The sequence below is a fragment of the Nonomuraea sp. NPDC051191 genome, assembly GCF_044455665.1.
Classification (GTDB): Bacteria; Actinomycetota; Actinomycetes; order Streptosporangiales; family Streptosporangiaceae; genus Nonomuraea.
In genome coordinates this window covers 228,170-253,058 of the sequence record NZ_JBITEZ010000011.1, presented here as the reverse complement: position 1 = coordinate 253,058, position 24,889 = coordinate 228,170, and the positions used below count along the sequence as shown (strand labels likewise).

Below are 24,889 nucleotides of genomic sequence, written 5' to 3'. Positions count from 1 at the left end.
GGCGCGAACGGAAAACGCCGGAGGAGGCCGGATTCATGGCGTACAGGTGTTCGGAGCGGTCGTCTGATGCGCGTGGGTCAGCCATTCCTGCGGCGTGATCCGGCGCGTCCCGGCCATCGCGCACAACGCCTCGTCCAGCTCGGCCGGGACGCTGACATTCCACAGCCAGACCCGGCCCTTCCTGCCGCCCGTCGCCATCCGGGCGCCGTCCGGCGTGAAGGCCACCGCCTTGAAGCCGCCTTCGATCGGCGGGCCCACCGCGCGCCCGGACGCGATGTCCCACCGGCGCATGGTCCTGTGGTCGGCGGCTCGCCATGCGCCGCGTCCGCCGCTGGACATCAGCGTCCGCCCGTCGGGCGCGAAGGCGAGCAGGCTGACGATGCCCTGGCCGGTGGGGACGGGCGAACCGGACGGCCGCCCGGTCGCGGCGTTCCACAGCCGGACGGAGCCGTCGGAGGTGGCCGCGGCGATCCGGGTTCCGTCGCCGCTGAACGCCAGGCCGTCGATGACGCCCGCGTCGCCCTCCAGGCGGCGCAGGAAGCGAGGGCCGGTGAGATGCCACAGGTCCACGCGCTCGTCCAGGCTCTCGGGGACGGGCCGGTAGCTCATCGCCATCGACGAGTTCCCGTCGCCGCCGAACGTCAGATGCCTGATGCCGAGCGGCGTCTCGACGGGCTTCCCGGCCGTCTTCCCTGTCGCCGCGTCCACCACGCTGACCGTCGAAGCGCCGAACGTGTCCCTTTCGAGCGTGACCGCGATGCGGGTCCCGTCGCGGTTCAGGGCTCGCAGTTCGGGCACGCGGCCGTCGACCCGGGCGATGGTGCGCAGCGGCTTCCCGCCGGAGGCGGAGTGGAGGGTGATGGGCCCGGGCCCGACGATTCCCGCCGCCGTCAGGCCGCCCTGCCGCTGGGACGCCCAGATCCTCCCGTCACCGGACACGGCCCGTACCGGCTCGCTGTCGCGCCTGGACGTCCAGCCGCCGCCGTTCCGCCGGAACGACGAGCCTGCGTCCGTCCACAAGGTGGCCGCGTCGGGGGAGAAGGCCAGCAAAGTGACCTCGTCGTCTCCGGCGGTCAGCGGGCCCTGGAGGGGGTGGGAGTACGACAGGTCCCACAGCCGGGTCCTGCCGTCCTCGCCGCCGGAGACGAGCGTGGTGCCCGCACGGTCCACGTCGATCGCCCGCACGGCCCCGTCGTGGCCGGTCAGCGCCATCCCGACCGCCTCCTTGAGTTCCGGGTCCCACAGCCGGACGACTCCCTCCGCGTCCCCGGCGATCCACAGGTTCAGCCTGGCGTCGAAGCCCAGTGCCGTGACGCGGGCCGCCGGCAGCGTCGTCCTGCGGGTGCCGCGGCCGGCGTCCAGGAGCACGAGCCTGCCCTCGGCGTCCGCGACGGCCAGGGTGCTCCCGTCCGCGCTGAAGGCCGGGCGCACGTCGTCCACGCGCGTCGCCGGGCCGCGCCGTGAACGCGTCGGGACGTCCCAGAGCTGGACGGACGCCTCGCCGCGGACGTCGGAGGACACCGCGGCGAGCGTCGTGCCGTCGGGGCTGAGGACGAGTTCGTCGTACTTGAGGAATCCGGACCCGACGAGTCGTGGGAAGCCGGCGTCCACCGCCCGGCGCCCGGCGATGTCCCACAGTGAGAGGCGGCCGCTGAAGTCGGCGAAGAGCACGCGCTCGCTGTCGGGCATGAAGGCGATCGCGGTCGTGCTGCTGCCCTGGCCGAACTCGTGCAGGGGCTTGCGGGTGCGGCCGTCCCACAGGCTCGCGCCCCCGTGGTTGTGCGTGGCCGCCACGTAACGGCCGTCGGGACTGAAGACGACCTTGACGACCGACCGTCCGGAGAAGAAGTCGTTGTTGGCCGGTTCGGCGGGGGCGCGGCTCGGCACGTCCCACCACATCGGCCGGGCGTCGTCGCTGCCCGTCACCACCGTTCGGCCGGACGGGGACAGCGCCACGGAGTGCAGCGACGCCTGGATGTGCCCGTCGAGCACGGCACGCGCGGGCGAGGCGAGGACGGACAACATGCTCTGCCGCGCCTCGGCCGTGGGCGCCGCGTTGCCGGCCGCCACCGTGAGCAGCGCGGCCAGCTGCGGGTCCGTGGCGGACACCTGCGAGCCGGCCTCCGCCAGGCGGCGCGACAACGCGGTCCGCAGCTGCTCGGAGGCGTCGTCACGCCACACGACCAGGCCCAGCACCGCGAGCGGGACGAGCAGCGCGAGCCCCGCCAGGACGCCGACCCGTTGCGGAGCCAGCCGGTACAGGTGACGCCGGGCGGCCGCCACGTCATCGGCCCAGGAGATCCGCACGCCGTCGGCCAGATGGCCGTCGGAGTCCTCGTTGGCCTTCGGCGCGACGACGCTCATCTCGCTCTGGGACGCCCGGGTGAGCTTGGCGGCCAGGCCGCCGACCCTGCCCAGCCGTCCGGTCGGCTCGATGCGCCCGGTGACGGCCTGCCGCGTGCGCGGGGTGCGCAGCGGGCGGGCGAGCGCCCAGCGCACGCGCGGGACGGCGGGCACGGCGAAGGACGTCCGCGCCGGAGGTCCGAGGGTCTCCTCCAGCAGCACCGCGAACGCCGCTCCCAGGGACGATCCAGACACTCGCCGCAACCGCACGTCGTCGATGGACAACCGCCACAACACGCACGGCATGTCGCGCCCGCCGCCGCTCTGGCGTTTCCAGGACGTGGTGATCGCGTCCTGGAAGGCCGCGTCCGCCTGGAAGTCGAACATCGTCCGCGGGTCGGGGAACAACCCGGGCGGGCCGCCCCGCAGGACGCCCAGGCGCAGGGTCCCGAGCAGGCCGGTGTCGCCGTCGTCGAACAACACCCTGATCAGGTGTTCCCGGCGCGACCTCAGGCGTGACCGGGCGGCCGGCGACCAGATCTCCAGCGCGACCATCGAGCGGGCCGGTCCGCCGCCCAGCTCGTCCAGGCGGCTCATGAGGTGCGGATGGCGTGCGGCGGCCCGGGACGGCAGCCCGCTGAGGCCATGGCCGGGCAGCAGGCCGCTGTCACGCCAGCGTCGCACGGCGGCGGCCAGCAGGGTGTCGGCCTCCTCGGTGCCCGGTCGCCGCGTCCGGCTCGCCAGCCAGGCCATGCGGGCCACATGCCAGGCGCCGGTGGCGGCCCGTCCCCAGCCGTCGACGCCCGGCTCCGCGAGGTCGAGCGTGTCGGCGTCGTCGATGGCGTCGAGCGCCCAGCAACCATCACGAACCCAGGCATGCAGCAGCTCCGGGTGCGTGCGGGCCGTTTCGGCGCAGGCGTCCCACCACAGGCCCGCGTCGATGAGCCGGCGGGAGCATTCCTCGGCCGTGACGGCGTTCTCCGGAGCACCGGGCACGGTGAATCGCCGCTCAAGATCGAGAAGCGCGTCAAGGCTGGACAATGGTCATCACATCGTTCCGGGCTCGCGGCTTGCCCGGGGCGGCCTCGTGGGACTGGATGCTCAGCACGTCTCTCATCTTGATCCGAGGCGACGGGATCGAGACGGGGAATCGCGTAATGAACGGCGCGGCCTGAACCCTTCGAGGCGAGGACGTCCGGCCGGCCTGCGCTCCTCGCCAAGATATCTCGCACTCTCCGCTAACGACACAGATCACCCGGCGTCGCAGGATTGCCTCTCGAACGAATCGACTTGATCGGGACAGATGTGCGGCCGGGCGCGGACGCCCGCGTTCCCCATCGCCCCGCTGGTCCTGTCGATCGCCGCGTTCGGCGGTCGGACGCGGTTCGATCCGGATGGCTGAGACGACCCTGGTGGAGCGGTGGAGCGATCGCGTACGAACGCGGGCCACGCCTCCGTGATGCCCCGGACCTCGGCGGCACGCCCGGGGCGCGGCGGCCTGAGACGCGCGGGCGCGCTCGGCCGGGTGCTGCTCTCCGCCGTCCTGGGACTCGGCATCGCCGCCGCCCCGGCGGCCGCCACGTCGGCGGACGGCGAGTGCAACCCCGAACCGGGCGTGGTGAAGCTGCCCGGCGGAGAGCCCTGGGCGCAGAAGCGGCTCGACATCAAGACGGCGTGGCGGCTGAGCACCGGCGCCGGCGTCCGGGTGGCGATCATCGACAGCGGCCTCGACGTCAAGCACCCGCAACTGCCCTGGTTGTCGGACTTCGTCGACTTCACCGGGACCGGCTACACCGACTGCGTCGGCCACGGCACCGCCGTCACGGGCATCATCGCCGGGCGCGTCTATCCGGGCGTCGCCTTCCACGGCGTGGCCCCGCGGGCGACCGTCATGGTGCTCAAGCAGAGCAGCCAGGCCGAGGGGCACGTCGCCACCCTGGCGGCGGCCATCGACAAGGCGGTCCAGCTCAAGGCCGACGTCATCAACATCTCGATCAAGGCGGCCGACAATCCCGCGCTCAAGGCGGCCGTCCGCAACGCCCTGGCGAGGGACGTCGTGATCGTCGCCGCCGCCGGGAACATCACCGACAAGAAGGAGGACGTGCCCGCCTATCCGGGCTCCTACGAGGGGGTGCTGGCCGTGGGCTCGGCCACTCCCGACGGGCGGCGCGCCGACTCCTCCAACACGGCCACGCCCGTCGGCGTCCTGGGGCCGGGGGTCGGCATCATCGCCCCGTGGCCGGGGAGGTCGTACAAGCTGGATCTGGAGGGGTCCAGCTTCGGCGCCGCCTACGTGTCCGGGACCGCCGCCCTGGTGCGCGCCCGGTTCCCGCAGCTCGACCAGGAGCAGGTACGGCGGCGCATCATCGCCACGGCCGACGGATCCGTCGGCAAGGGCACGGGGGCGGGCATGGTGAACCCGGTGCAGGCGGTCAGCGCCGTGCTGCCCTTCGAGCCCGCGGGACGGCCCATGGTCGCCGCGCCCCCGCCCGCCCCCATCGCGGCGGACGCGATCGCCAAGGTGCCCCCGCAGAACGCCGGGGCCCGGAACACCGCGCTGGCCGTGACCGCGGGAGCGCTGATCCTCACCGCCGTGGCCGGCGCCCTCGCACTGGTGCTGCCGCTCGGCAGAAGCCGCGGATGGCGCACGGGCCCGCCCAATGACGTCAGTTGACCGCTGATGCAGGCGCTGCCCGCAGCGCAGCGCCTGGATACGAAGGGAACCTACGATGCACCCGTTACAGCCAGACGATCCACAGAGGCTGGGCGACCACGACCTGTCGGAACGCCTGCCGGAGGGGCCGCGCGGGCCGGCCTTCCTCGGCCGCGAGTCGAAGGACGCGCCCCTCCGGGTGATCAAGTTGCTGGCCGCGAAGCCGGACGCCGACGCGGAAGGCGTCGCGCGCTTCGCCAAGGTCCGGCGCCTTTCCAGCTCGTCCATCGCGCGCACGCTGGACGCCGGCCTGCACGAGGGCCACCTGTACGTCGTACGCGAGCACGTCGAGGGGCGCGGCCTGGCCGAGATCGTCGCCGCCGACGGGCCGCTCGACCCCGACGGGGTGGAACGGGTGGCCGTCGGGACGCTGACCGCGCTGACCGCCGCGCACCTGGCGGGTGTCACGCACCGGGCACTGACCCCCGGCAACGTCATCATGGGCGCCGACGGCGTCCGGGTGACCGACCTGGACCTCGGCGAGGCCGCCGGCGAGATCGGCTATCGCTCGCCCGAGCAGCTGAGAGGCGAGCCGTACGGCCCCTCCGCCGACCTGTTCGCCTGGGCCGCCACGGTGGTCTTCGCGGCCACCGGGAAGGCGCCGTTCGGTCAGGACGCCGACGAGGTGCTGACCGGCGCGCCCGAGCTGGGAACGCTGGCCGAACCGCTCCGCGCCGTGGTGTCCGCGGCGCTGTCGAAGGACGCCAGGCAGCGGCCCGCCGCGTACGCGGCGCTGCTGCGCCTGCTCGGCGGCCCGTCGGCGGACCAGGAGGTCACGGCGAAGCTGCCGCCCGCGGACGCCCCGGGCCTCACCCCTCTGTTCGCCCCTCCCGCCCTGCCGCCGGCGGACGGCGCCGCACCGCTCGAAGGCGTGCCGGTTCAGCCGCCCCAGCCCCAGCAGCCGGCCCAGCAGCCGGGGCAGCCGCAGCAGACGTGGGAGCCGCCGAGGCTGCAGCAGCCCATCCAGGAGACGCCGCAGCGACCCAAGGTGTGGCAGGCGTCGGTCGTGGACCCGGCCTCCCCTCGCCGGAAGTTCCCGGTCGGCCTGACCGCTTCGGTCGCCGCGCTCATGGTGCTGTCAGGGGTGGGCCTGTGGGGAGCCAGCCGCTACACGGACGCGGACCGGATCGACTCGGTCGGTGTCGCGGCCGAGGGCAGGTCCACCGACGGGGCCACCGGGTCCGCCGACGCGGCGGCGAACGGGACGACGGGCCCCGGCGACGGGACGGTTCCGCAACCGGGCGAGCCCGGCACCGACCAGGCCGATGTGGACGTGCCGTGGGCGACGCCGTCCGACGCCGACTCGTACGGGGTGGGCCCGCTCATCCTGCCCACCGAGGAGCCGTCGGGCGTCCCGACCGCGCCCGTGTACAGCTCGGTGCCGACGCCGTCGCCGCCGTCCACGCAGCCGGTCGCCACCCAGCCGGTCGCCACCCCGCAGCCGACCACGCCGCAGCCGACGGCCTCACAGCCGAAGAGCCCGCAGGCGACCAGGACGGTCACGGCGACGCCGACGGCCAGGAACACGAGGACGCCCGAGCAGTCCCAGGAGCCGACCCCGACCCCCAGGAAGAGCACCGAACCCCCGACGCCGACGCCTCGCAAGAGCACCGAGGCCCCCACCCCGAGCCCCCAGAAGAGCACCGAGGCTCCGGCCCCCGCCAAGAGCACCCAGCAGGCCCCGCCGCCCACGACGGAGGCCCCCGAGCCGGAGCAGCCCAAGAGCGAGGCCCAGCCGGAGCCGGAGCCGAAGAACCCCTACACGCCCACCCAGGTGTGCGGGTCCGGCTTCTACGTGCAGCGGTCGCAGTCGTTCAACGGCGGTGAGACCTTCCAGCTGTACAACAGCGGCACCAAGCAGAACTGCGTGGTGACGATGAAGTACGCGGGCGTGGGCAAGGAGAGCCCGGTGAGCGCGACGCTCGACGTCCAGGACGGGGACAGCGTGACCGACAGCGGCGACTACAAGTACTACGCGGGGCCGGTCAAGCTGGCCGCCCCGGGCAGGTGCGTGAAGTTCTCCGGCAGCGTCGGTGCCGGGAGCACCGCCGCGGGCTGGGCCAACTGCGGCTGAACCGGCGGACGTACCCCGCCCGGGAACCTCCGGGCGGGGGCGTCCACTGAAGGTCAGTAGGGCCGGTAGCCGCCGCCTTGCTCCAGGGACGCGATGCCGGGGTGTCTGGCGAGGTTGCCGTAGCGGCTGTAGGTGTACAGGACGCCCGCGATGATGTTGTCGACCGGGTCGAGGATCTTGCCGTGGCCGGGCAGGGCGTGCGCGTTGAACGTCGGCGGGATGGTCTGCATCAGGCCCTGGGACGGGACGCCGTTCTTGGCGTTGATGTCCCAGGTGTTGATGGAATTGGGGTTGCCGCCGGACTCGTGGTAGATGATCGTCCAGATGCGCTCGATGTCCTTGGGGTCGTTCGGGTCCAGGTCGCTGACGTCGATGCCGCGCTGGCGCATGACCTCCGCCATTTCGGGTGACCTGATGACGGTGAGCGCCTGCTTGATCCACTCGACCACCTCGGCCTTGGGCGCGGGCGTGCTCGTCGCCGACGAGCCACCGCCGCCGGCCCCGGAGCCGCCGCCCGCCCCGGATCCGTTGCCGGACCCCGGGCCGCCGCCCGACACCCGCGTCTCGTCCTGGTGGTCCGCCCTCGTCCAGACGACCTTCTTGTCGCCCGGGTCGAAGTCCGGGCCTCCGGGGTCGGGGATGTGGGTGAACCGGCCGAACCCGTCGAGAGAGCCAGGCCGGACGTGGTCACGCAGTGTGGTGGCGGCGGCCCCGACGGCGTCCTGGGCCGTTCTGACCACGCTCCTGGCCCGCTCAAGGTTGGCGTTCACGACGTCGGTGAAGCGGGGGTCGGCGAACATCGCGGCCCTCGCGTCGGCCTCAACGGTGTTGGGATGGTTGACCAGATAGTCCACCATGTACCGCTGCGCGTGGCCGACCGTGTTGTCGCGAAGGGTGGTGATCTCCGGAACGGCCTTCTCCAGCGCCGTGGCGACGTTCTTGAGCGCCGCGGCGCAGGCGTGGACGTCGGTGTTGAACTCGCCGCCTGCCTTGGGGAACTGTTGCATGTAGCGGGTGAAGGCGTCCGCGGAGTCGCCGTCCCACTTCCGGTCGACCTCGTTGAGGTTGTTGACGAGCGCGGCGGTCTCGATGGCGGCGTGCGACCCGCACGCCTCCCAGGTGTAGGCGATGTCCTTGATGCCCTGGGGGTTGCCCGTGACCTTGGTGAGCAGCGTGAGGAACTCTCCCCCGCCGGGAATCTCGGTGATGTCCGGCGCGAGGACGGCGATGGAGTCGCTCATGCGCCCGAGGCCGTCGCCGCCTCGTGGAGGTTGGTCTCCACCTGGTCGAGCGCCCGCTCGACGTTCTCCAGCCTGCGCTGAGCGCTGCCGAGCTCGACGCGGACGGCGGTCCAGGTGGCGCTGATCTTGGCGGCCAGGTCGCCCGCGCCGTCGAGCTTGCCGAACAGGTCGGGTGGCGTCACCTCGGCGGGCGTCTTCGACTGGCTGACCTTGAGGATCTCTTCGAGGGCGAAGTCCTTCGACGCCACATGGATGCGCGTCCGGCACTCGTCGAGCGCTGTGTAGGAAACATCAACGACGCCTTTGCTCATGAAGATCGAGCATAGTAGAGATCATCACGGTTGGAGAGACCCGTTTTCCTCCGATTCCAACGACGCCGTCTGGATCAGCCGGTCTCCCGATCTCCTGTCCACGAAGAAGGCGCGGCCGGGCGGGAGAGGCTGCGGACGCACCTTGCCGAACAGCACGCCCTCCTCCCGGTTGCCCGACATGATCAGCGCCGGGCTGGCCATCTCCTTGAGCCGCTGCACCGCGTGGTCGTACATGGCGCGGTTGGCGCCGCCCATCTGACGGGCCAGGATCAGGTGCAGCCCGATGTCGCGCGCCTGCGGCAGCAGCTCGGCCAGCGGTTGCAGGGGGTTGTTCGAGGTGGCGACCAGGTCGTAGTCGTCCACCACGATGTAGAGGTCGGACCCCTGCCACCAGCTGCGGTCGCGAAGCTGGTCCGGGGTCAGGTCGGCGGGCGGCAGGCGTTTGAGCAGCGCGAAGCGCACCTCCTGCACCAGCTCCGCGGCCGCCGCGCTGGAGACGGCGTAACCGATGCGGTGCTCGGTGGCCGCGGTGTCCAGCAGCGACCGGCGGTAGTCGATCACGACCAGCCTGGCTTCCTTGAGGGTCTTGCGCGCGACGAGACCCTCCATGATCAGCTTCAGCATGTTCGACTTGCCGCACCCGGTGTCGCCGAAGACGACGAAGTGCGGATCGGCCTCGAAGTCGAGCATGACGGGGGAGAGCGTCGCCTCGTCGATGCCGATCGCGATGCGGTTCCCGCCGGTCTCCTCCGGGCCGGGCAGGGCGGCCGCGGGAAGCAGGGACGGCAGCAGCCGGACCGGCTTGGCGGCCGGGCCCTGCCACGACTCGCTGACGACCTCCACGAGGGAACGCAGCCCGTCGGCGAGGTCGTCGGCGCCGCGCACCCCGTCGATGCGCGGCAGGGCGGACAGGAAGTGCATGCCGTCCTTGGTGAGGCCGCGCCCCGGCGTGCCCTCGGGCACCGCGAGCGACGCGCTGCGGCTGACCTCCGACTCGTAGGCGTCGCCGAGCTTGAGCTCGATCCTGGTGCCGAACAGGTCGCGGATGCCCGGCCGGAACTCCGACCACTTGTTGGTGGTCGCCATGACGTGCACGCCGTAACCGAGCCCGCGCGTGGCCAGGTCGGTGATCACCGGCTCCAGGCTCTCGTACTCCTGCCGGATCGTCAGCCAGCCGTCCACGACCAGGAAGACGTCGCCCCAGCCGTCGCCCTCGACGCTGCCGTCGGCCACCCGCTTGCGGTAGGCGGCGATCGAGTCGATGCCGTGGTCGGCGAAGTCCCGCTCGCGCTGCTGGAGGATGCCCGAGATCTCGGCGACCGTACGGCGGACCCGGTCGGCGTTCTGCCGGTTGGCCACGCCGCCCACGTGCGGCAGCCCCTCCAGGGCCGACAGCGTGCCGCCGCCGAAGTCCAGGCAGTAGAACTGCACCTCCCGAGGCGTGTGCGTGAGCGCCATGCTGGCGATCAGCGAGCGCAGCACTGTGCTCTTGCCGCTCTGCGTGCCGCCCGCGATGCCGACGTGCCCCGCCGCGCCGGACAGGTTCAGCCAGTACGGGTCCCGGCGCTGGTCGAAGGGCCGGTCGATGATGCCGACGACGGCGTGCAGCCGGCCCCGGCCGTCCCAGCCGGGCGTGGACAGCCCGAGCTCCGGGGTCACCGACAGTGCGGGCAGCAGGTGACCCAGGGTCGGCGGCTCGGCCAGCGGCGGCAGCCAGATGCGGTGCGCCGCGGGGCCGCGTCCCTCCAGCCGGCCGACCACGATGTCGAGCAGGCTCGCCTGTGCGCCGCCCTGCTCCGGCTCCTCCGGCGTCTCCTCCGGGGGCGTCTCGGCGGCGGGCAGCGGCGCGTAGGCGTGGCCGTACTCGATGACCTCGCGCGCCGCGGGCTGCCCGCTGTCGGTCACGTGCCTGGGATCGGGATGGTAAGCGGCCGAGACGTAGGCGGCCTTGAACCGGGTCATGCCGGTCGTGTCGAACTTGAGGTAGCCGTTGCCCGGCGCCGAGGGCAGCTCGTACGCGTCGGCCACGCCCAGCACCGCCCGGCTCTCCATCGCCGAGAACGTGCGCAGCCCGATCCGGTACGACAGATGCGTGTCGAGCCCCCGCAGCCGGCCCTCGTCCAGCCGCTGGGAGGCCAGCAGCAGGTGCACGCCCAGTGAGCGGCCGAGCCGGCCGATCATCACGAACAGGTCGATGAACTCCGGCTTGGTGGACAGCAGCTCGCTGAACTCGTCGAGCACGACGAACAGCGTGGGCAGCGGCGACAGGTTGGCGCCCTGCTCGCGGGCCCGCTCGTAGTCGCGCAGCGAGGCGTGGTTGCCCGCCGCGCGCAGCAGCTCCTGCCTGCGTACCATCTCGCCGTGCAGCGCGTCGTGCATGCGGTCGACCAGGGGGAGCTCGTCCTCCAGGTTGGTGATGACGGCCGAGACGTGGGGGAGCGAGTCGAGGCCGAGGAAGGTCGCGCCGCCCTTGAAGTCGACCAGGACGAAGTTGAGGATCTCCGAGGAGTGGGTGACGGCGAGCCCGAGCACCAGGGTGCGCAGCAGCTCCGACTTGCCGGAGCCGGTGGCTCCGATCAGCAGGCCGTGCGGGCCCATGCCGCCCTGGGCCGACTCCTTGATGTCGAGCTCGACCATGCGGCCGTCCGCCCCGAGCCCGATCGGCACGCGCAGCCGGTTGCGTCCGGCACGCGGCCGCCACGTGACGGCCGGGTCCAGGGCGCGCGGGTCGCTGATGCCGAGCAGGTCGGTGAGCGTCGTGTTGATCGACAACATGTCCTCGCCGTCGCCGCCGCTCCTGGACGAGGCGCGCAGCGGGGACAGCTGCCTGGCCAGCCCCTCCATGCACACGTAGGAGAGCCGGTCCGGCGCGCCCAGCCGCGTCCTGCGCTCCTTGCCCGCGTGGTCGACCTTCACCATGTGCAGGTCGTCCCGCTGGACCTCCAGCCGCAGCGTGTTGCCCTCCTCGACGGCGCCGGTGGAGCCGGTCAGGTCGATGACGGTCACGCCCTGGATGGCGTCGCTGCCGAGCTGGGAGTCGTGCGGCATGTGCCCGCCGTCCACGATCACCACGTGGTACGGCAGCTCGCCGGCCGGTGAGCCCGGCTGGAACCTGGGCCGCTCCTTGAGGTCGCCGCCGACGAGCCGATCGAGATCACCGAGGTTCCCGGCCATCAGGCGGACGGGCCCGGACGCGTCGGCCATGTCGGGATGGTGGGCGTGCGGGAGCCACTTGACCCATGCCCAGTGGGGCATGCGCTCCTGGTCGGCGCAGACCATGATCCGCATGTCGTCGGGGGAGTGGAAGGTGACGACCTGGCCGATCACGGCACGGACGAGGTCCCGCATCGCCGCGACGTCGCCGGTGAGCCGGATGCGCGCGAAGGAGGCCAGGGCGACGGCGACGGGCAGCCGGGCGAGGGTGGAGTGCGCGCGCATGAACCTGCGCAGCGCGCCGGAGGAGAGCGCGTCCAGGTCCTCGACGGGCTTGGAGTCGGGCGGGAAGAGCTGGATGGCCAGCTTCTGCACGCCGGTGCCGAGGCGGATCGTGCTGAAGTCCTCGTCGCGGGGGCGGCGTTCCCACAGGCGGGGGCCCATCGCGATCCACCACAACGAGTCCGGCTCGGGGCCGCTCCACTCCAGGGCCTCGCGCTGCTGCTTGGCGGCGCGCCTGGCCTTCCTGCGGATCTGGCCGAGGTAGCGGAAGTAGTCCCGGCGGGCGCCGTTCAGCCGGTGCTTGCGTTCGCCCGACTGGCGTCCCATCTGGCCGATGCTCATGCCGACCATCGAGACGGCGAACAGGCCGCTGGCCACGTACATGACCGGGCTGGTGTTGGCGCCCCCCGCGGTGAACATCAGCGCCATCGCCGCGCCCCCGGCCACCATGGGCAGGTAGGTGAGGACCGCCATGAAACCCTGGCCCTGAACCTCGGGGATCTCCGGCGGAGACTCCAGCATGACTTCCCCGCGAGGTGGCTTCGGGCCGGGACGACGCTCCGGGCGCCGGACAACCACTTTGCTCACGCGACGTTCTTACCAGAATCGACCCGCTATGGTCTGTGCTGTCCGTGATCCTTTTGGGACGGAGTGGACCGTGGGATCGATGGTTCAGAAGCCGCCGCTGCCCGAGTCCCGGCCCCCCGCAGGGGAGACCGCCGGGCCCGCACAGGCGCCGTCGGGGCCGCTTCAGCAGGGTGCGCTCGCGCAACTGCCGTTGCCGCTGCCGACGTTGTGCAACCTCACGATCGTGGGGCCCGGCCGCAAGGCCGACCTGACGCTGCCGGCCGACATCCCGCTGCCGCACGTGCTGCCGGGGCTGTTGCGCATGCTCGGCGAGGTGGGCGGCGACGCGGCCTCGTCGCCGGGATGGACGCTGCAGCGGCTCGGCGGCGCCCCGCTCGACCTGGAGCAGAGCCTCAGCGCGCTCGGCGTGCTCGACGCCGAGATCCTCTACCTGCGCCCCCGTGAGTCGGTCCTGCCGGCCGCGGTCTTCGACGACGTGGCCGACGTCGTCGCCACCGGCGTGCGCGAGGGGCCGGGCAAGTGGACGGCGGCCCACACCAGAGGTCTCGGCGCGGCCGGAGCCACGGGGCTGCTGGTCCTCGGGGCCGTCGGCCTGGCTTCGGCGGGCCTGCCCCCGCTGGTCGGGCCGGTCGTCTTCGGAACGCTCGCACTGCTGCTCATCGCCGCCGGAACCGTGTTGTCGCGGGCCATGGGCGACTCCATGGCGAGCGCGCTGATCGGTCACGCGGCGCTGCCTTACGCCTTCCTGGCCGGGCTGGTCACGCCCGCCGGGACCGGCGGCCTGGCCGGTGTCGGCGCTCCCCACCTGCTCGCCGCGTTCGCCTGCACCGCGCTCGCCGCCGCCGTCGCCGGGATGATGATCTCGCATGGCATTCCCGGCTTTCTCGGCACGTCCATCGCCGCGTCCTGTGGCGCGGTCTGTGCGGCGGTGGTCATGTTGACCGGAACCGTCCCCGCGGGGGTGGCGGCCGTGGCCATCGCCGTGCTGCTGGCGCTGAGCCCGCTGGTGCCGACGTTGTCGTTCCGGCTGGCCCGGGTGCCGCTGCCGGCCATGCCCACGACGGCCGAGGAACTGCGCGCCGACAACCAGCGGCTCGACGCGGCGGCGATCCAGGAGCGCACCGTGATCGCCCAGCGTTACGCCACGGCGCAGATCGTCGCCGTCGGGCTGGCCGCGCTGGTCGCCCAGGCGCTGCTGGTGCTGCACGACGGCCTGATCGCGTACATCATGACCGTCGCGATCTCGCTGACGCTCATCATGCGCGCCCGCGTGTTCTCCGGCGTCGGCCAGCGGCTCTGGCTGGTCGGGTCGGGCATGGCGGGGCTCGCCATGACGGCCTTCGCGCTCAGCTCCAAGGGCGGGGTCGTCGGCGCGCTGGCGGTGGCGGTCTGCGTGTTGTGGGCGTCCCTGCTGATGGTGGGCGTCGGGAGGGGGCTGGCCTCGGGCAAGCCGTCGCCGTTCTGGGGACGGGCCGGGGACATCCTGGACCTGCTGCTGATCGTCGAGCTCTTCCCGCTCGCGGCCGGCGTGCTGGAGCTCTACACCTGGGTACGCGGGTTGTCGGGCTGATACTTTGCTGGCCGTTTCGAGCGGAGGAGTGAGGCTGTGCAGGAATTCGGAGACTTCGCGAACATCGACATCGAGAAGCTGCTCAAGGGGGCCGACCAGCAGTTCGCCCGCATGGAGGAGTTCCAGGAGAAGATGGACTCCTTCGTCGGACGGGCCCAGGACGAGCAGGGGCTGGTCACCGTCGAGTGCGGCCACGAGGGCGTCCGCGAGCTGCAACTGCACCCCAAGGGCCTGCGGTTGGCGTCCGGCGAGCTGGCCGACCTCATCAAGACGGCGCTGAACGACGCCACCGCCGACCTGCAACGGCAGGTCGCCGAGGGCATGAGCGAGACGTTCGGCGACTCCGAGGACAACCCCATGACGTACCTCAGGAACCCGGACGCCGCGCTGAACCAGATCAAGGAGGCGGAGTCCGCCTACAACCGCACGTTCGAGGACGTGATGGGCGAACTCGACCGCATCCGGCGGCGGCTGGAGTTGTGAGCTAGGCCGGGCGCTGCGTGGGCAGGTCGGCGATGACGACCTGCTCGAAGGCGGGCGCGTCCTTGCCGGTGAGCGTGACCGCCTCCGACATGCCCGTGTCCTTGAAGGCGGACATCAGCCCGCTCGCCACCCAGGCCAGGGTGGCGGCCGCGCCGTACGCCACGAGCATCTTGGACAGGAACCGCCTGAGCGCCCCCTGCGCCCGCACGGCCGCCGAGGCCGCCAGCGGACTGCCCGGGAAGAAGTGCCCGGCGGCCGAGAGGCCCAGCAACAACCCGCCCAGGGTGACGGACGACACCGCACCCGTCTGGGACAGCTTCGCGAGCTGGTCGAGGGCGTGGGCCAGCTCCTTGTACACGCCGCCGGTCTTGGCCACCTCAAGGGTGAACCTCTCGGCCACCTTCTCCATCTCGGGCCGGGCCATCTGCTCCCAGTCCTGGCTGGAGACCCCGGCGATGAGCTGCCGTACGCTCTCCTTCGCCTGCTCGACCTCGTGCGTCGCGGCGCGCACCTCGTGGGCCGTGCCGCGGATGTCCTCGGGGCTGGACAACATCGTGCCGATCAGCGCGGCGCACATCTTGCAGACGACGGAGAGCGCCACGTTGGTCTTCATCATGGCGCCCGCGTTGCAGAAGGCCACGGCCATCGTGTAGAGGTTCGTGCCGTTGCGGTGTTGGTCCATGGTCCCTACTTCTTCGGCGTGCTCTTGGCGTTGGCGTCCCTGATGACCTTGGCGCCCTCGTTGAGCTGGGTCTGCCAGCGGCCGAGCTGGTTCTTGGCGTGCTTGAGGTAGTCGGCGGCGGAGTTGCGGGCCGCGTCGTAGGCGCCGTCGAAGGCGAACTTCCCGACCAGGCCGAAGCCCGGGAAGCCGGGGGTGGCGCCTCTGACCATGCGTTCCACCGCCCTGAACCGGTCTCCCGGCGTGTGCGTGCCCCCCGCCTGCGTCGGGGCGAGGCTCTGGCCCAGCCGTTCCATGGCCTCCGGGCGGGCCTTGCGCCAGTCGCCGGACACGCCGCCGTCGCTCAGCGCGGTCGCCTTCGGGTCCTGGGGGCGTTCCTTGCCTGAGCCGTCCTTGTTCGCGGCGGCGGCGGGGGTGGTGGGGGTGGCGGCGGTGGGGTCCGGGGTCGCGCCGCTCGGCATCCCGCCGCCGCCGGCCGCCGGGGTGGTCGCCTTGGGGGATTTCTCGGGGTCGTCCGTCTTGGGGGTGGTGGCCGTGGGGGGTTTCGCGACGTCGGGCGCCTTCGCGGTGTCCTCGGGGGTGGTCGCGGCCGGCCGGTCGGGCGTCGGCTCTCCGGACGACGGGGTCCCCTCGGGACGGTCGGGGGTCGTGGGCGACGGAGGGCGCTCGGCGTCGGGGGTGCCGGTGCCCTCGGAGTCGGCGGGCGGCCCCGGCGCGGTCGATCCGGGTGTCTCGGGGTCGCCGGGTGGGGTGGGCGTCTCGGGGTCGGGGGAGGGATCCGAGGGGGTGGAGTCGGAAGGGCTGGTTTCCAGGATGGGCGGGCTCTGGGTGGCCGGGTCGTCCTCGGTGGCCGGGGTGTCCTCGCGGGCGGGGGCCGTCGGGTCGGTGGAGGGCGGATCGTGTGGCTCGGGTGGGGTGCCGTCGCCGGAGATCTCGACGAGGTCGCCCGGGTTCCCCGGCTCCACGGCGCCGTCGTCCGGCCGGTGCTCGCCGTCGTCCGCGACCTCCTGGGCGTACGGCTCCTGTCCGAGGCCGGCGACGGCCGTCAGAGGAGCGACCTGTCCGGGCTCACCCGTGTCTCCGTCGCTCGTGACGACCGTGGCGGACATGCGCTCGGTCACCGCCGAGTCCTCGGCCGTGGTCCAGTTGACAAGGCTGTCGATGCTTCCGAACTCGGCCATCCGCGCCCCCAAAGCCTGTGACCCGCCCAAATGATCAGAAACACTAACCGCGTGAACGGTCAGCCGTACAGGTCGGCCGTCGCGGGCCCGCCCGCGGGTCTCAGCCGATGCGTTCGTACGCGCCGCCGGAGTCGGCGGTCCTGACGCCGCCGGAGAACTTCACCCAGGACCCGGTCGGCGCGGCGTGGTAGACCGGCACGGTGTGCAGAGGGGTGATCTCCTCGTTCTTCACCACGCCCGCGCCCTTCACGTCCACCGCGGACCAGACCATGCCGCGCGTGCCCACGTCCTTGGTCTTGAACGTCACCGCGCAGGCGTTCTGCTTGCCGGGGTTGTACAGCAGGTAGGCGACGCCGCCGGCGAACGCGGCCTGGCGCTGGACGGTGTACCCCGGGCCGCAGACGACGGCGGGCGTCTCGGCCGCCCGGCGGGACGCCGAGGCGGTGGTGGCGGTGAGGACCGCCGTCGTGCCGAGCACGGTCGCGATGACCGCACCGGCCATTCTCTTCGTGATTCTCACGTTCTTCAGCTCCGAAGGAGTCGAAAGGCGATTTGTCCGAGGGGCAATCCTGTGATGCCGGGTTCTTCGCGTCTTTAGCACAGAGCGCAGAATGTTTTGGCATTGAGCGCAGATTTCTTCTCGGCGACCGGACGGTTGTGATCGCTGGGACGGGTGGTGGTTAACATGCGAGTCGATGTTGTTTCGCAAGGGTTCGCCTTATTCATGTCGGCCAACCGGTATGCGAGACAAGGAAATGTCCACTCGGAGGTCCAGTGGCACTGTACGGAGCAAGTCCGACGCAGCTGACCAACGCTGCCGGGTACTGCGAGGACACCGCGCAGTACATCGAAGGCATGCGCCAGCGCGTTCAGACGATCAAGGGCGACCTGACCACTCAGGGGTGGCGGGGCGGCGCGGCCCAGAAGTTCAGCCACGCCCTCGACGAGTGGGACGTCGAGTTCAAGGCCGTGATCAAGATCCTTGAGGACATCCACGACCGGCTCAACATGGGCGCCGGGGTCTACCGGAACGCCGCCGACGAGAACATGGAGCTGTCGGGGTCCCTGGCCAGGGACGGCTTCACGGGCCGGATCGACAACGTCATCAACAGCAACTAGCCGGCCGACGCCACGGAGATCCCAGTGACCGTTCCCGATGATCACACATACGTCAAGTTCGGCAGCATGGAGCAGGCCTACGAGGAGCTCAAGAAGGTCGTGACCGAGCTCGACAAGGTCACCGACGACCTGTTCGCCGACATCAAGAAGGAGCTCGCCGCCAGCTGGGAAGGCGAGGCCGAGCAGTTCTTCAACACCAAGAAGGACCAGTGGGACGCCCACGAACGGGCCATGGGCAGGCAGCTCTTCGAGGCCGCCACCGCGGTCAACATCGCCAAGGGCAACTACGAGGCCGCCGAGCGGCGCAACATCGCCATCTGGACGGACTGACGCGCCTCCGCCTCCCGGTCGCCGCGGCCACGTGGTGACCGGGGTCTCGTATCAGCAGGGGTGAGCCGATGGGCAACCAGGAACCCGAACCACGAACCGACCCGCTGGGCATCCCGGCGCACACGGCCGACAAGTTCCAGGGCGACGGCAGGGTGCATGAACCCTCCGTGATGCGGTCGATCGCCGAGGCTCTGTCGAAGAATCTGCAGGCCATGGAGAAGCCGGGCGTCAGCGGGCGCACCCTGGCCGACGTCCAGCCCGGCGCCGCCCAGTTCGGCGAGTGGATCGACGCCAAGGTGTTCGGCTCGACCGCGGGCAGGGACGGCGCGGGGCAGAAGTTCGGCCAGGTCTACGCCGAGTTCGTGGAGGCGTACAAGAGCGTCATCGCCGCGATCGAGGCGAGCGCCGGCAACCACGCCGAGGCGGACACCCGGAACGAGGGCGGGTGACCATGGCCGGCGCCGGCTCCAGGCGTAAGACGCTCGTCCTCCGGGGCGACCAGGTCCCCTCCGGCGAGACGGAGGTCCATCCGAAGGCGGAGATCCAGCGCCTGCTGGCGACGTCACAGCCGGACCTGGTCAAACTCGCCGGATCCACCTACATCAGCACGGCCGAGGCGGTCCTCAACGCGGTCGTCGGGATCGAGGACGAAGCGGGCCGGATCCTCACCATCTGGAAGGGGCCGGACGCCGACCGGGCCCGCATCGCGCTCGAACTCCTGTACGCCACCGGCAACGAGCTGGCACACAAACTCGCGGAGATGGGCCGCAGCCTGGAGGGCTACGCCGACTCCATCCCCGTGGCCATCGCCGAGGTCGAAGGCATCAAACTGGACAAGAACGACCCGGACGTCCAGGAGGTCGTACGGGTCCACCGGGCGCTGTACGGGCTCGACCGGCAGGGCGACGACGAGGCCAACGCCGTCGCCCTGCTGGAGAACATGCGGGCGCAGGCGGCGCTGCGGAAGCTCAACGAGAAGATCCGCGACCTGCATCTCGGCTCGGTCCCGTACGACATCACCTACGAGCTGCCGGCCGTCACGGTCCCGGGCGGCCCGCTCGCCACGACGAGCGTCGCCTACGGCGGGACGGGCGGGAGCGAGTCGCCCACGACCGGCGCGGGCGCCCCGGACGGGACGGGCACGGGCGAGGGGGGCACGACAGGCGCCGGCGACCCGGGCGCGCCGGACCAGATCCCCCCGGACGGCGAGGACGACGCCGCTCCGGGGACGCCCCCCGGCGAGCAGCCCGCCGACGGAGACCAGCCCACCGACGGGGACACACCTGGCCAACACCCCGGCGACCAGGCCGGCAACACCGGCACAGGCACAGGCACAGGCACGGGCACGGAGGACGGCACCACCCCGCCGGTGATCGGCGCCCAGGACAGGACCGAGCTCGACGACGCCACGCCCGAGGCCGACCCGGTCCGGACCGAGAGCTCGGCCTACCAGCCCACGATCGGCGAGCGTCCACCTCTCGTGGCGACCCCCAACACGACCGCGGCGCCGGTCGCGACGAACCAGCCCGTGCCGTCGGTGATCGGTTCGCCGAACGGCGCGTACACACCCGGCGGGCGGCTCGGGGTGATGCGCGGCGGCAGTGCGGCGGGCCTGTCCGGCACGCCGTTCCTCCCGATGACGGGCGGCGCGGGCCCGATCGGGGACGCGGGCGGAGACCTGGAGCGCACCACCTACCTGTCGGAGGACAGGTCGGCCTGGAACGGCAACCATGACGTGACGGATCCGGTGATCAGGTGAGCGACCAGCAGAAGAACGGCGCCGGCGCGCAGCCGACCGGGCAGCAGCCCTACGGCCAGTACGGCATCCCGATGAGCACCCAGGTGCCGCTGCCGTCGTCGGGCATCTCCTTCACGGACGGCGCGCTCAACGCGGCGAGCGGCCAGATCAACGGACAGACCGCGATCATCGACGCGCTGCGGGCCAAGTCCGGCCACATGGGGGTGCCCTTCCCCGCTTTCGGCGTGATCGGCTACGGGCTCACCAGGGCCCATGACAGGGCGATCTCGGCCCAGTCCACCGCCCTGGAGCGGGGCAAGAAGGCGCTGCAGAGCTGGCAGGCCGCGCTGAAGGCGGCCGACGCCAACTACCACAAGGCCGAGGAGGAGAACGCCGGCCTGTACCGCAAGGACCAGGAGTACGACCCGACCGGCGGCGGAGTGCCGACCCCGAAGATGCCCGAATCGCCGGACCTGAACATGCCGGACGCCGACCTGCCCGACGGCGACCTTCCGGACGCCGACCTGCCCGTCACGGACCGGCCGGATACCGAGCTGCCCGGCACGGACCCGCCCAACGGTGGCCTGCCGGACGCCGACCGGCCCGGGAGCGACCTTCCCGGCACCGACCTGCCGGGGATCGACCGGCCGGACTCCGGCCTGTCCGGCGCCGGTGATCCGAACATGAAGGTCCCCGACATCGACTCGGCGATCAACTCGCCGCAGGACACGACCGGCCTGTCGTCGTACGACCCCAGGGCCCTGAACGGGACGCCGAACCCGAACCTGACCGACCTGAGCACCCGGCCGGGGACCACCTGGGGGTCGCCGACCGGCAACGGCGCGGGCTCGGGCGGTGGCGGCGCCGCCGGTCCGAGAGTGCCCGGCATGGGCACGTCCGGGGGAATGGGCAGCGGCATGCCGATGATGCCCATGATGCCGATGGCCGGTTCGGGCAACGGCCTCGACGAACGCGACCGGCAGGAAGGCTCGCTGCTGTCGGAGGACGAGGGCGTCTGGGAGGACGACGAGGACATCGCTCCCGAGATCATCGGCAAGGAGACGTAGATGAGTTACGAGGAGGGCAAGGGCCTGTACATCACGGCGGTCGGTATCGCCTCGGGCGCGACGGTCCTGATCAGACGTCCCTGGGCCTTCTACATAGTGGCCATGATCGGGCTCATGACCTCCGATCCGGGGCGCATGTCGGGGTCGTCCAAGACCTGGCGCACCACCGACAACGGCGGGACGACCTCCGAACTGGCCGCGCTGGAGGAACAGCTCAAGCAACTGCAGGCCACGGTCACGGGCACGGGAACCACCTGGGAGGGCACGGCACGCGAGAAGTTCGACGAGGCCTACGCGGACTTCACCAAATCCCTGGCCACGCTCAGGTCGACACGGAACGCCACCGGCGAGGCGGTCGACCAGAGCGCGAAGTTGTACTACGCGGGGGCGATCACCTGCGTCGGCGTCGCCAGTCTCATGATGGCTGTCGCGTGGACGCTGTTCTATGTCCGCCGCAACGTCTTCACCAGCCCTCTCGGCGAGGTGATCCAGATAAGACTGGCCCGGACCGCGGTCGGCTCCGTGAGGAAGGTGCTGATCAAGCACGGCATCGCGGTCACCGTCCTCGGCACCCTGTTCTACCAGGCCGTCCAGCAGTCCGAGGCCAGCGGGAAGTTGTTCCCCACGATGAAGGGCATACCGAACGAGCTCGACACCCTGAAGTCCGGCGACCTGCCGGAGTTCAGCACCGCCGCGCTCGAGTACAGCGTGGAGACCCACTCGCTGGTGCCCAAGCAGGACACGCAGGCCGGTCTCCCCCGCACCTGAGCGGACGGCCTTCAGGACCGGCCGGGGAGGCGTTCGGACGACGTCTCCCCGACGGGCTTCCGCGCGGCGGCGGGGTCCAGGAGCGGGCCCTCCGGGATGAGCCGCAGCAGATGCGCGGGCACCGGCGCCACCTGGGCGGCGTCGTAGCCCAGCGTGCCGACGAGGTCGGGGGAGGCCAGCCGGAATCGTCTGCCCTCGTCGGTGATGAGGGAGTACTCGTGGATGGCGTCGATCTGGCCTTCACCCGAGAGTTGACCTGCCAGCGCCGCGCCGCCGGGCGGCAGCAGCACCTGGTCGACGCGGTCGGGGTTGCCGCTGCTCGGCGGCTTCGGGATGGCCAAGGTCGCCCCGGTCGTCAGCCGTGCCCGGACCGAGCCCCTGACCGTGTCGGCGTACACCGCGCACAGGGGGGCGTCCGCCGACGGGGCGCGGAAGCGCGGCATGGTGGTCGGCAGCCCGCCGCCCAGGAGGCGGAGGGCCGACATCTTGGCGGCGTTGACGGTGGCGGCGTCCACGGCGATCGGGCGTACCCGGCCGCGGCCGTAGGCGATCTTGGTGTCCGGGTCCTGGAGCAGGAGCGTCGCCTGCGTGTGGGTGACGGGCGTGAGGCCGTCGGCGAGCAGCACGTACCAGCGTTCCGGCACCCCCGGGACGGCGGCCGGCGTGAAGACCTGCCCCACCCGCGCGGGCGAGCCGCCGGGACCCGGCACCCGCTTGCCGCGCTGCGCGATCGCCGGCGCGGCGAAGTCCGGGCCCGCGGGAATGGAGTTCACCCAGGAGATCGGCACGCGGCGCGGCGCCTGGTCGGTGAGCCGGCGCGGGCTCCTGACCAGCATGCGGTAGTTGTTCCACAACACCCAGTTCTGCTGCCCGTCGTCGACGAGCAGCGCGTCGGTGCCCACCGGCGTGCCACCGACGTCGATCCCGCCCAGCAGCGTGACGTACGGACGGCGGACCCCTGTCGCGTCCTGCTGTTCGACCACGCAGACCGTCCAGGGAGATCTGACCAGCTTCTGGGGCTTCGGCAGCGAGTCGGGCGCGCCCGAGATGCCGACCTTCTGCCCCCGTGCGAAGCCGGCCAGCGACTCCGCCGACACCGTACGGACCTTGATCTCCTGGCTGTCCAGCAGGAGCCTGGCGGAGACGTAGTTCTCCACCGGCTGGAGCTTGCCGTCGCTCTGGTTGTAGACGTAGGAGGCGCCGGTCTCCTCCTCGACCAGCAGCTGGCCCGCCTCCTTGAGCTTGGTGGCGCCGCCGGGGCTGAGCATGCCCCAGATCCCGAACCCGGCCGTGATCAGCACCAGCAGGAGGATGCCGGCGAACGTCGCCACGTTGTACCGCCGCATGGGGGACTCGGGCAGGTCCGGCTCGCCCTGAAGCAGTGCCAGTCCCAGGCGCTGGGTCATCAGTTTGTGCGCCTGATAGAGATCCTTTCGGGTCTGCATGACGGACAATGTTACGCAGGTTCCGAAAGAAATTTAACGAGGGTGGATATCACGCTTTTATACGGCTGAGGAGACTAGTAGGCTCCTTGATCAACCACATGCGGGAGGCTGTCATGGCACCAACCGACAATGGTTGGCATTTGGAGCAGAGCTGGCCGGGTCTGGTCGCCGACAGGGACGGCGTCGAATCCAGTCCCTCGAAAATCGAAGAGGTCGCCAACGCCTTTAGGGACAAGCTGAGGGAACTCCTCGCCGCCGGCCAGACACCCAGCCCTGAGATGGTTGAGATCGGCAGTTCGCTGGAGGCGTTCACCAAGCCGCTGAAAACGATCAAGAACTGGGACGGCGGCGTCAACTTCGCGGCGACGCTGATGCAGGGCCACCAGGAGCTGACCAAGGTGTACGACGAGGTCAACGAGAAGCTGGTGCTCGCGATCGGGCTCATCTACACGGGTGCGGGCAACTACAAGCAGGCGGAAGCCCTGAACTTGTCCATCGCCCCGAAGAAGGACGCGGGATGGCAAGAGATCTGAGGGCCGAACACCCGATTCGCCCCGAGGGGCAGGTGTCCTTCGCCGTCAACACCCACCAGAGCGTTGCTGCGGTCAAGGACCTGATCATGATGCTCACCCCGCAGACTCTCGAAACGGTGGTGACGGGCTACAAGACGGCCGCCACGCGGCTCACCTCGATGAACCAGGCCCTGGAATCGGGGGCGGCCCAAATGGCCAAGCACTGGGAGGGGGCCTCGTCGGTGGAGGCTCAGGAGGCGCTGCGCACCCTGCACGCCACCATCCGGGAACTGGCGGCGAAGTTCACGGCGATGAGCGGGCCGCTGGAGGGGCTCGTCAAGAGGCTTGAGGACCACCAGGACTTCGTGCAGCACAAGTCCTTCGCCTGGAGCCAGTCTGACGGAAGGACGTGGGACGACGACTTCCCCGGCGTGTACATGACGATGGACAAGGGGCTCGAACCGGGCTCCCAGAACCACCTCGCCGGTCAGCATCTCCGGCTGCTCAACAACGACCTGCGCGCGGTCTTCGAGAAGCTGCCCGCCAGCGTCACCAAGGTCGTGCCCGATCTCAAGCCCGCCGCCACCCCCGTCGCCGACACGGGCCCGAGCGGCGAGAAGGACGAATACCAGATCGACCCGACCTTGTACAAGGATCCAGGCGGCGACCCGCGGGCCGACGACATCGACATCGACGACGTCACGTCCGACGACACGGGCGGGTCCCGGCTGCCCGGCGACACCCTCGGCACGTACGGCGGCCACCCGGACACCGGGACCGACACGTCCGCCGACGGCCGCCACCCTGTCGGAGCCTCCGACGGCGCCACCGGATCGGGCGCCGACGCACCGGGCGGCGTCGACGGCACCGGCTCCCACGCCGGCGGCACCGGCTCGTACACCGGCGCCGCCCCGGGCAGCGGCCGTCTGCCGGACGTCCCCGGCTCGGGCACCACCCTGGAGGACTTCCAGCGCCCGGTCTCCTGGGCCTCCGGCACCTCCGCACCGAACGTCGGCTCCCCCTACCCGTTCGGGGCCGGCGGCCCGGGCACCGGCACCGGCACCGGCGGCGGCGTGCTGCCCGGCGTGGGCGGCCTCCCCCTCGGCGCCAGGTCCGCGACCGGCGCCGGCATGCCGTTCCTGCCGATGGGCGGGGCGGGCGCCGGCGCGCACGAGTCGGAGGACAAGGAGAACAGCACCTGGCTGCACGAGGACGACGACGTCTGGGGCAACGACCCGGGCGACGCCGTCTCCGGCAGAATCGGCTGACCGGACCGCAGGGACGACGGTCGC

20 protein-coding genes are annotated in these 24,889 nt (G+C 71.5%); 12 read left to right on the top strand and 8 right to left on the bottom strand.

Annotation, left to right across the window (positions count from 1 at the left end; genetic code table 11):
• Positions 1 to 33: 33 nt before the first annotated feature.
• On the bottom strand, positions 34 to 3,384 hold the full coding sequence (locus ACIA8R_RS31135; protein WP_397041636.1) for a WD40 repeat domain-containing protein: 3,351 nt from the start codon (positions 3,382 to 3,384) through the stop codon (positions 34 to 36).
• A gap of 379 nt (positions 3,385 to 3,763) precedes the next feature.
• Between ACIA8R_RS31135 and ACIA8R_RS31130 the strand changes: the two genes are divergently transcribed.
• Both ACIA8R_RS31130 and ACIA8R_RS31125 read left to right on the top strand, forming a co-directional pair.
• Positions 3,764 to 5,017, top strand: coding sequence for a S8 family serine peptidase (locus ACIA8R_RS31130; protein WP_397041635.1), 1,254 nt, complete (start codon positions 3,764 to 3,766; stop codon positions 5,015 to 5,017).
• A 55-nt stretch (positions 5,018 to 5,072) separates the two neighbouring features.
• Positions 5,073 to 7,130 (top strand): hypothetical protein, encoded by a 2,058-nt coding sequence (locus ACIA8R_RS31125; protein WP_397041634.1) that lies wholly within the window; start codon positions 5,073 to 5,075, stop codon positions 7,128 to 7,130.
• 53 nt (positions 7,131 to 7,183) lie between these two features.
• Here ACIA8R_RS31125 and ACIA8R_RS31120 read toward each other — a convergent pair whose 3' ends face one another.
• From ACIA8R_RS31120 to eccCa, 3 genes are read right to left on the bottom strand one after another with little or no spacing between them, the layout of a single operon-like run.
• On the bottom strand, positions 7,184 to 8,371 hold the full coding sequence (locus ACIA8R_RS31120; RefSeq protein WP_397041633.1) for a transglycosylase SLT domain-containing protein: 1,188 nt from the start codon (positions 8,369 to 8,371) through the stop codon (positions 7,184 to 7,186).
• Entirely contained in the window at positions 8,368 to 8,682 is a 315-nt protein-coding gene (locus tag ACIA8R_RS31115) for a hypothetical protein (RefSeq protein WP_397041632.1), read from the bottom strand. Before ACIA8R_RS31115 ends, ACIA8R_RS31120 begins: the two co-directional genes overlap by 4 nt.
• Before the next feature lie 24 nt (positions 8,683 to 8,706).
• Complete coding sequence (eccCa, locus tag ACIA8R_RS31110; protein ID WP_397041631.1) at positions 8,707 to 12,639, bottom strand: type VII secretion protein EccCa; 3,933 nt, start codon at positions 12,637 to 12,639, stop codon at positions 8,707 to 8,709.
• Positions 12,640 to 12,784: 145 nt separating this feature from the next.
• On the opposite strand from eccCa, the gene eccD reads away from it, so the two are divergent.
• Together eccD and ACIA8R_RS31100 are read left to right on the top strand one after the other, a co-directional pair.
• Positions 12,785 to 14,275 carry a type VII secretion integral membrane protein EccD gene (eccD, locus tag ACIA8R_RS31105; RefSeq protein WP_364093286.1) on the top strand — a complete coding sequence of 497 codons (1,491 nt, stop codon included), beginning with the start codon at positions 12,785 to 12,787 and terminating at the stop codon, positions 14,273 to 14,275.
• 36 nt (positions 14,276 to 14,311) lie between these two features.
• Positions 14,312 to 14,758, top strand: a complete 447-nt coding sequence (locus ACIA8R_RS31100) for a YbaB/EbfC family nucleoid-associated protein (protein WP_364092943.1) — start codon at positions 14,312 to 14,314, stop codon at positions 14,756 to 14,758.
• A gap of 1 nt (position 14,759) precedes the next feature.
• Here ACIA8R_RS31100 and ACIA8R_RS31095 read toward each other — a convergent pair whose 3' ends face one another.
• The 3 genes from ACIA8R_RS31095 to ACIA8R_RS31085 all read right to left on the bottom strand — a co-directional run bounded on the left by ACIA8R_RS31095 (position 14,760) and on the right by ACIA8R_RS31085 (position 17,138).
• Positions 14,760 to 15,440 (bottom strand): hypothetical protein, encoded by a 681-nt coding sequence (locus ACIA8R_RS31095; RefSeq protein ID WP_357701765.1) that lies wholly within the window; start codon positions 15,438 to 15,440, stop codon positions 14,760 to 14,762.
• A gap of 5 nt (positions 15,441 to 15,445) precedes the next feature.
• Positions 15,446 to 16,618, bottom strand: coding sequence for a hypothetical protein (locus tag ACIA8R_RS31090; protein WP_397041630.1), 1,173 nt, complete (start codon positions 16,616 to 16,618; stop codon positions 15,446 to 15,448).
• A 100-nt stretch (positions 16,619 to 16,718) separates the two neighbouring features.
• Positions 16,719 to 17,138, bottom strand: coding sequence for a hypothetical protein (locus tag ACIA8R_RS31085; protein ID WP_397041629.1), 420 nt, complete (start codon positions 17,136 to 17,138; stop codon positions 16,719 to 16,721).
• Positions 17,139 to 17,392: 254 nt separating this feature from the next.
• On the opposite strand from ACIA8R_RS31085, the gene ACIA8R_RS31080 reads away from it, so the two are divergent.
• The 6 genes from ACIA8R_RS31080 to ACIA8R_RS31055 all read left to right on the top strand — a co-directional run bounded on the left by ACIA8R_RS31080 (position 17,393) and on the right by ACIA8R_RS31055 (position 21,640).
• A complete protein-coding gene (locus tag ACIA8R_RS31080) occupies positions 17,393 to 17,737 on the top strand; it encodes a WXG100 family type VII secretion target (RefSeq protein ID WP_364092949.1) in 345 nt (114 codons plus the stop codon).
• Positions 17,738 to 17,761: 24 nt separating this feature from the next.
• Complete coding sequence (locus ACIA8R_RS31075) at positions 17,762 to 18,067, top strand: WXG100 family type VII secretion target (protein ID WP_357701773.1); 306 nt, start codon at positions 17,762 to 17,764, stop codon at positions 18,065 to 18,067.
• Positions 18,068 to 18,135: 68 nt separating this feature from the next.
• Entirely contained in the window at positions 18,136 to 18,516 is a 381-nt protein-coding gene (locus ACIA8R_RS31070; protein ID WP_357701775.1) for a hypothetical protein, read from the top strand.
• Complete coding sequence (locus tag ACIA8R_RS31065; protein WP_397041628.1) at positions 18,513 to 19,826, top strand: hypothetical protein; 1,314 nt, start codon at positions 18,513 to 18,515, stop codon at positions 19,824 to 19,826. The genes ACIA8R_RS31070 and ACIA8R_RS31065 overlap by 4 nt, the downstream gene beginning before the upstream one ends.
• The gene (locus tag ACIA8R_RS31060; protein ID WP_397041627.1) at positions 19,823 to 20,872 is read left to right on the top strand and encodes a hypothetical protein; all 1,050 of its coding nucleotides are present in this window, start codon (positions 19,823 to 19,825) and stop codon (positions 20,870 to 20,872) included. The genes ACIA8R_RS31065 and ACIA8R_RS31060 overlap by 4 nt, the downstream gene beginning before the upstream one ends.
• Entirely contained in the window at positions 20,873 to 21,640 is a 768-nt protein-coding gene (locus tag ACIA8R_RS31055) for a WXG100 family type VII secretion target (protein ID WP_364092958.1), read from the top strand.
• An 11-nt stretch (positions 21,641 to 21,651) separates the two neighbouring features.
• Here the strand turns inward: ACIA8R_RS31055 and eccB are convergent, their stop codons facing one another.
• Positions 21,652 to 23,085, bottom strand: coding sequence for a type VII secretion protein EccB (gene eccB, locus ACIA8R_RS31050; protein WP_364092960.1), 1,434 nt, complete (start codon positions 23,083 to 23,085; stop codon positions 21,652 to 21,654).
• Positions 23,086 to 23,198: 113 nt separating this feature from the next.
• Here eccB and ACIA8R_RS31045 point away from each other — a divergent pair, with 113 nt between their 5' ends.
• Positions 23,199 to 23,618 (top strand): hypothetical protein, encoded by a 420-nt coding sequence (locus ACIA8R_RS31045; protein ID WP_397041626.1) that lies wholly within the window; start codon positions 23,199 to 23,201, stop codon positions 23,616 to 23,618.
• Complete coding sequence (locus ACIA8R_RS31040; protein ID WP_397041625.1) at positions 23,603 to 24,865, top strand: WXG100 family type VII secretion target; 1,263 nt, start codon at positions 23,603 to 23,605, stop codon at positions 24,863 to 24,865. The genes ACIA8R_RS31045 and ACIA8R_RS31040 overlap by 16 nt, the downstream gene beginning before the upstream one ends.
• Positions 24,866 to 24,889: the final 24 nt, after the last annotated feature.

Excerpts from the sequence above, each read along its gene's own strand:
- ACIA8R_RS31125 (WP_397041634.1), top strand. The coding sequence starts at position 5,073 with ATGCACCCGTTACAGCCAGACGATCCACAGAGGCTGGGCGACCACGAC.
- ACIA8R_RS31120 (WP_397041633.1), bottom strand. The coding sequence starts at position 8,371 with ATGAGCGACTCCATCGCCGTCCTCGCGCCGGACATCACCGAGATTCCC.
- ACIA8R_RS31115 (WP_397041632.1), bottom strand. The coding sequence starts at position 8,682 with ATGAGCAAAGGCGTCGTTGATGTTTCCTACACAGCGCTCGACGAGTGC.
- eccCa (WP_397041631.1), bottom strand. The coding sequence starts at position 12,639 with ATGCTGGAGTCTCCGCCGGAGATCCCCGAGGTTCAGGGCCAGGGTTTC.
- eccD (WP_364093286.1), top strand. The coding sequence starts at position 12,785 with ATGGTTCAGAAGCCGCCGCTGCCCGAGTCCCGGCCCCCCGCAGGGGAG.
- ACIA8R_RS31095 (WP_357701765.1), bottom strand. The coding sequence starts at position 15,440 with ATGGACCAACACCGCAACGGCACGAACCTCTACACGATGGCCGTGGCC.
- ACIA8R_RS31090 (WP_397041630.1), bottom strand. The coding sequence starts at position 16,618 with ATGGCCGAGTTCGGAAGCATCGACAGCCTTGTCAACTGGACCACGGCC.
- ACIA8R_RS31070 (WP_357701775.1), top strand. The coding sequence starts at position 18,136 with ATGGGCAACCAGGAACCCGAACCACGAACCGACCCGCTGGGCATCCCG.
- ACIA8R_RS31055 (WP_364092958.1), top strand. The coding sequence starts at position 20,873 with ATGAGTTACGAGGAGGGCAAGGGCCTGTACATCACGGCGGTCGGTATC.
- eccB (WP_364092960.1), bottom strand. The coding sequence starts at position 23,085 with ATGCAGACCCGAAAGGATCTCTATCAGGCGCACAAACTGATGACCCAG.
- ACIA8R_RS31045 (WP_397041626.1), top strand. The coding sequence starts at position 23,199 with ATGGCACCAACCGACAATGGTTGGCATTTGGAGCAGAGCTGGCCGGGT.
- ACIA8R_RS31040 (WP_397041625.1), top strand. The coding sequence starts at position 23,603 with ATGGCAAGAGATCTGAGGGCCGAACACCCGATTCGCCCCGAGGGGCAG.